The sequence below is a fragment of the Parabacteroides sp. An277 genome (assembly GCF_002159645.1).
In the GTDB taxonomy this organism is placed as follows: domain Bacteria; phylum Bacteroidota; class Bacteroidia; order Bacteroidales; family Tannerellaceae; genus Parabacteroides.
Genome location: NZ_NFJB01000067.1, coordinates 1 through 5,516, shown reverse-complemented (window position 1 = coordinate 5,516; position 5,516 = coordinate 1). Strand labels below are relative to the sequence as shown.

Here is a 5,516-nt window from a genome sequence, read left to right as displayed (position 1 = left end):
CTCCCCGGGCGGGTAGCGGAAACTCCCTGGGCGGGTAGCTGAAACTCCCCGGGCGGGTAGCTGAAACTCCCCGGTCGGGTAGCGGAAACTCCCTGGGCGGGTAGCTGAAACTCCCCGGGCGGGTAGCTGAAACTCCCCAGTCGGGTAGCGGAAACTCCCTGGTCGGATAGCGCGAACTCCCCGGTCGGGTAGCAAATACTACACAGTTGTGTAGCAAACACTACACAGTTGTGTAGCAAACACTATCCAACTGGGTAGCAAATATTACCCAACTGGGTAATATTTATTATCTGATAGAGCCATGGAATCTATAGGTCGGAGAAGTTGAAGCGGCTATCCGATGGCGCGAGGGACACCCGATGGCGCGGTAAAAGAAAAGCCCTGCAATCCGTGGGACTACAAGGCTTTGTATGAATGAATGAGAATCAGTCTTTAGAACTCCGCGTTCTTGGGTGTACGCGGGAAGGGGATGACATCGCGGATATTGGCCATGCCCGTGACGAACAGCAGCAACCGTTCGAATCCCAACCCGAAGCCCGAATGCGGCACCGTACCAAAGCGGCGGGTGTCGAGATACCACCACATATCTTTCATCGGGATATGCAGCTCTTGGATACGGCTGTATAGTTTGTCGTAGTCTGCCTCGCGCTCCGAGCCGCCGATGATCTCGCCGATTTTCGGGAAGAGCACGTCCATAGCGCGAACCGTCTTACCATCTTCGTTCTGCTTCATATAGAAGGCCTTAATCTCCTTCGGGTAGTCCGTCAGGATAACCGGGCACTTGAAATGGTTCTCCACCAGGAAGCGTTCATGCTCAGACGCCAAGTCGACGCCCCAATAAACCGGGAACTCGAACTGGTGCCCCTTCGCAACTGCCTCCTCCAAGATGCGGATACCGTCGGAATAAGCCAGGCGGATGAACTTCTCCTTGAGGACGCCCTGGAGACGGGCTATCAGTTCCTTGTCGAACATATCGTTGAGGAACTGGATGTCGTCCAGGCAGTTATCCAACGCCCACTGCACGCAATACTTGATAAACTCCTCGGCGAGGTCCATATTGTCGTTGATGTCGTTGAAAGCTACCTCCGGTTCTATCATCCAAAATTCAGCCAGGTGGCGCGGCGTATTTGAGTTCTCAGCTCGAAACGTCGGCCCGAACGTATAAATCTGCCCTAAGGCTGTGGCAGCCAGTTCTCCCTCCAGCTGTCCGGATACGGTCAGGCTTGTCTGCTTCCCAAAGAAGTCATCGTCGTAGATAATCGACCCGTTCTCGTCTTTCTTCAGGTTGTAGAGGTTCTTGGTCGTGACCTGGAACATCTGTCCGGCGCCCTCGCAATCCGAAGCTGTGATAATGGGCGTATGGAAATAGAAGAACCCGCGGTCGTGGAAGAACTTGTGGATGGCATACGCCATATTATGACGGATGCGGAACACCGCCCCGAACGTATTCGTGCGCAGACGCAGGTGGGCGATTTCGCGCAAGAACTCCATCGAGTGTCCCTTCTTTTGGAGCGGATAAGTAGCAGGGTCGGCCGTACCGTAGATTTCAATCTCTTGAGCCTGAATCTCCACGCTTTGGCCTTTTCCTTGAGACTGAACCAGCACGCCGTTGACGCTCAAGCTGGCTCCCGTAGTAATGGGTTTGAGAAAATCTTCACCGAAGAGCGCGGTGTCGACCACGATTTGCACGTTGTGGATAGTTGTCCCATCGTTCAAAGCGATGAAGCTGACTTGTTTGCTTCCACGGCGCGTGCGCACCCATCCTTTCACATTTACAGTCGAACCATAAGCCGTACTCTTCAGTACGTCTACAATTTTTGTTCTTTGTATCGTTTCCATTGTAATTTGATTACGAATTATTCAAACGCTCCCATGCGCAAGGCATTGACTTCTCTTTCGTTGAGATAACGCCACTTACCGCGTCCCAGGTTCTTCTTCGTCAACCCAGCGAAGTACACACGGTCGAGCTTGGTTACGTGATAACCTAATGATTCGAAAATACGACGGACGATGCGGTTGCGTCCCGAATGGATTTCGATACCTACCTGCTTCTTGTCCGTTTCGTTGGCATAGCTAATGGCATCAGCATGGATTTCTCCGTCTTCTAATTCTAAGCCATTGGCAATCTTTTCCATATCTTCTACAGCCACTTCCTTATCCAACCATACGTGGTAGATTTTTTTCTTCTTGAAGGAAGGATGCGTCAGTTTGGAAGCTAAATCACCATCATTCGTTAACAATAAGACGCCTGTCGTGTTGCGGTCCAGACGGCCTACCGGATAGATTCGTTCCGTACATGCGTTCTTTACCAAATCCATTACGGTCAAACGTTCTTGCGGATCGTCAGAAGTCGTTACGCAATTCTTAGGTTTGTTCAAAACGATGTATACCTTACTTTCGATTTGTACGGGCTTATCGTTGAACGTTACCTTGTCTGAACGTGTAATCTTCGTACCCAATTCTGTAATAACTACATCGTTAACCTTTACGCAACCTTTCTGGATAAATTCATCGGCTTCCCGGCGTGAGCATACACCTGCATTGGCAAGGTATTTGTTCAAACGAATCGGTTCGTTCGGATCTGCCAGTACTTCCTTATACTTCAGTTGCTTCTGATGGCTATACTTGGCATTGGGGTTGTAATTGCCTTGTTTACGATTATTGTTCGGACGACGGTTATTGTTGGGGTGGTTATTATTATAGCGTCCGTTACCTCCGCGCGGATTGTTTCCATAATTATTATTGTATGGGCGATTTCCTCCGCGTTGCATTTCCATATCGTAAGAAGCCGGAATACGGTTTTCGCCTACCCGTGGTCTTCTTTTCTTGACTACGCCACCTTCCACTGGACCGTTTGGCGTAGCACTGGCAATAGGACCTTGGTTGTATGCCGGACGATTGTATGGGCGTTGTGGTTCATTACCATATGCCGGACGATTGCCATACGGACGATTACCATATCCTCCTTGGTTGGGGTTGTAGTTGCCTCGGTTATTGTATGGACGGTTATTTCCGTAATTGGGTCGTTCGCCACGATTGTCATATCTGGGCTGGTAATTTTGCCCGTTTCCATAATCATTATAAGCCGGGCGATTACCGTATGGACGATAATTCCCGCGTTCATTTTGTCCTTGACGGTTGTAAGGTCTCCGTTCGTAATTTCCTTCCGGCCGATAACCTGCGTTGTAAGGTTTTCTTACGTCGTCCTGCGCGTTCTCCTTGCTGATACTTGGTATCACGTTCTTAGGGCGTGAAGGCTGTTGTTGAGCTTCATCTTTTTCTTCGATATTCATATTGTTTTGTGTTAAAGATTTATACTTGGTAACCTCCCGGCTACCTTTGTTGTTTCTCTCTGTTTGATTATAATTTATTTTCGTTTGAATTATAACTATTTTCCGATTGGATTATAACTATATTTGTTTTCACATACCGGTATAATTATGCGGTGTAATCGCTTTCAATTCGGCTTTTACCGCATCACTGACTTGTAAAGTGTCAATAAATTCCCTAATGGACTGCTCGGTGATGCCCGCATTCGTACGGGTAAGCGCTTTCAAGGCTTCGTATGGCTTCGGATATCCTTCGCGGCGTAAGATAGTTTGGATTCCTTCTGCTACTACAGCCCAGCATTTATCCAAATCGGCGTACAATGCTGATTCGTTCAAGAGAAGTTTTCCAAGCCCTTTCAAAAGACTTTTGAATGCTATCTCTATGTGAGCCATCGGGACACCGACGTTTCGAATCACGGTGGAATCCGTCAAGTCGCGTTGCAGGCGCGATATGGGCAGTTTGCGTGATAAGTGTTCCAAGAAAGCATTGGCAATGCCTAAGTTTCCTTCTGCATTTTCGAAGTCGATAGGATTCACTTTATGTGGCATGGCCGATGAACCCACTTCGCCCGCTTTAATCTTTTGCTTGAAATATTCCATCGAAATATATTGCCAAAAGTCACGGTTCAAATCAATCAGGATGGTATTGATACGCTTCATGGCGTCAAACAATGCACCCAAGTTGTCGTAGTTCGAGATTTGTGTTGTCCATTCTTCTCGTTTTAACCCCAATACTTCGTTTACAAACCGGTTTCCGAAAGCTTTCCAATCGTATTCCGGATAAGCCACGTGGTGTGCATTGAAATTACCGGTTGCCCCACCAAACTTAGCTGAAATAGGTACGGTTTTCAGTAAAGCCAATTGCTCCTTCAGGCGATAGACGAACACCATAATCTCTTTACCCAACCGAGTAGGCGAGGCAGGTTGCCCATGTGTCTTGGCTAACATCGGGATGTTCATCCATTCATTGGCATCGTGTTCAAGCAAACGGATTACTTCTTCTAATCCGGGGTAGTATACCTCTTCCAGTGCTTCCTTTAAGGATAAAGGAATCGCGGTGTTGTTGATGTCTTGCGAGGTGAGTCCGAAATGGATAAACTCATGGTATTTCTCTGCAAGGAAATGGTCTGTTTTTTCTTTGATAAAATACTCAACCGCTTTGACATCGTGGTTCGTAACCTTTTCAATCTCTTTTACGCGCAACGCATCTTCTTCTGAAAAATTCAGATATACTTGGCGTAACCAAGCTTTTACATCGTTGGTATTAAGTTCGCTTAGTTGCGGGAGATACTCTGAGAGGGCTATTAAATATTCGATTTCCACGCGAACTCGGTATCGAATTAGCGCAAATTCCGAAAAGTATGCAGCCAAATTCTCAGCTTTGCTCCAATAACGCCCATCTATAGGCGAGATAGCAGTCAGTGTCGATAGTATCATCTGTTTTCTACTTTTCTACATTATATAATATGTGGAGTTGCAAAGGTAGTGTATTTCTCGGGAAAAACCACGGTTGTGACGATTTTTTTTCATTTTTCCTGAAAAAAAATTTGGAGAGTAAAAAAAAAGCAGTACCTTTGCACCGTCTTAAAGAGATAAGGCTTATAACTAACATCTTGGAAGATTGAAAAGGGCGTTTAGCTCAGCTGGTTCAGAGCATCTGCCTTACAAGCAGAGGGTCGGGGGTTCGAATCCCTCAACGCCCACTTTTCAATATCAATTGGTTTTCCTTTATCGGGCGTTTAGCTCAGCTGGTTCAGAGCATCTGCCTTACAAGCAGAGGGTCGGGGGTTCGAATCCCTCAACGCCCACTTCAATATCAATTGGTTTTCTTTATCGGGCGTTTAGCTCAGCTGGTTCAGAGCATCTGCCTTACAAGCAGAGGGTCGGGGGTTCGAATCCCTCAACGCCCACATCTCCTTTCTAAGCATCTATAGGTTTATCCGGTAGGTGCTTTTTTATTAATCCTCGCTAAATGTTAAAATAAAGTCTGTACATACGATTCCCACCTTGGGTACGTTTGACTTTATAAACATCAAAAAAGAATGATTATGAAAGAAAAGTGTTGGTGGAGCTTGTTCGGGCTCAGTAGAAATTTAGTGGGGATATGCATATAGTTTTGCAATACGGAATAAGAAGAACTTCTTGTCTGCAACCCCTCTGAGGTTTGCTCTGAATAGTTTGATTTTA

At 46.8% G+C, this 5,516-nt stretch carries 3 protein-coding genes and 3 tRNA genes; 3 read left to right on the top strand and 3 right to left on the bottom strand.

Annotated elements, in window-relative coordinates:
* Positions 1-432: 432 nt before the first annotated feature.
* The 3 genes from asnS to purB all read right to left on the bottom strand — a co-directional run bounded on the left by asnS (position 433) and on the right by purB (position 4,766).
* Complete coding sequence (gene asnS / locus B5F77_RS15155; RefSeq protein ID WP_087332279.1) at positions 433-1,839, bottom strand: asparagine--tRNA ligase; 1,407 nt, start codon at positions 1,837-1,839, stop codon at positions 433-435.
* A 17-nt stretch (positions 1,840-1,856) separates the two neighbouring features.
* Positions 1,857-3,293 (bottom strand): pseudouridine synthase, encoded by a 1,437-nt coding sequence (locus tag B5F77_RS15150; RefSeq protein ID WP_087332277.1) that lies wholly within the window; start codon positions 3,291-3,293, stop codon positions 1,857-1,859.
* A 129-nt stretch (positions 3,294-3,422) separates the two neighbouring features.
* The gene (gene purB, locus B5F77_RS15145; RefSeq protein WP_087332275.1) at positions 3,423-4,766 is read right to left on the bottom strand and encodes an adenylosuccinate lyase; all 1,344 of its coding nucleotides are present in this window, start codon (positions 4,764-4,766) and stop codon (positions 3,423-3,425) included.
* A gap of 191 nt (positions 4,767-4,957) precedes the next feature.
* Between purB and B5F77_RS15140 the strand changes: the two genes are divergently transcribed.
* From B5F77_RS15140 to B5F77_RS15130, 3 genes are all read left to right on the top strand, one after another.
* Positions 4,958-5,032: transfer RNA gene (locus B5F77_RS15140), tRNA-Val, on the top strand.
* A 30-nt stretch (positions 5,033-5,062) separates the two neighbouring features.
* Positions 5,063-5,137: transfer RNA gene (locus B5F77_RS15135), tRNA-Val, on the top strand.
* A gap of 27 nt (positions 5,138-5,164) precedes the next feature.
* A tRNA-Val gene (locus B5F77_RS15130) sits at positions 5,165-5,239 on the top strand.
* The last annotated feature ends 277 nt before the right edge of the window (positions 5,240-5,516 follow it).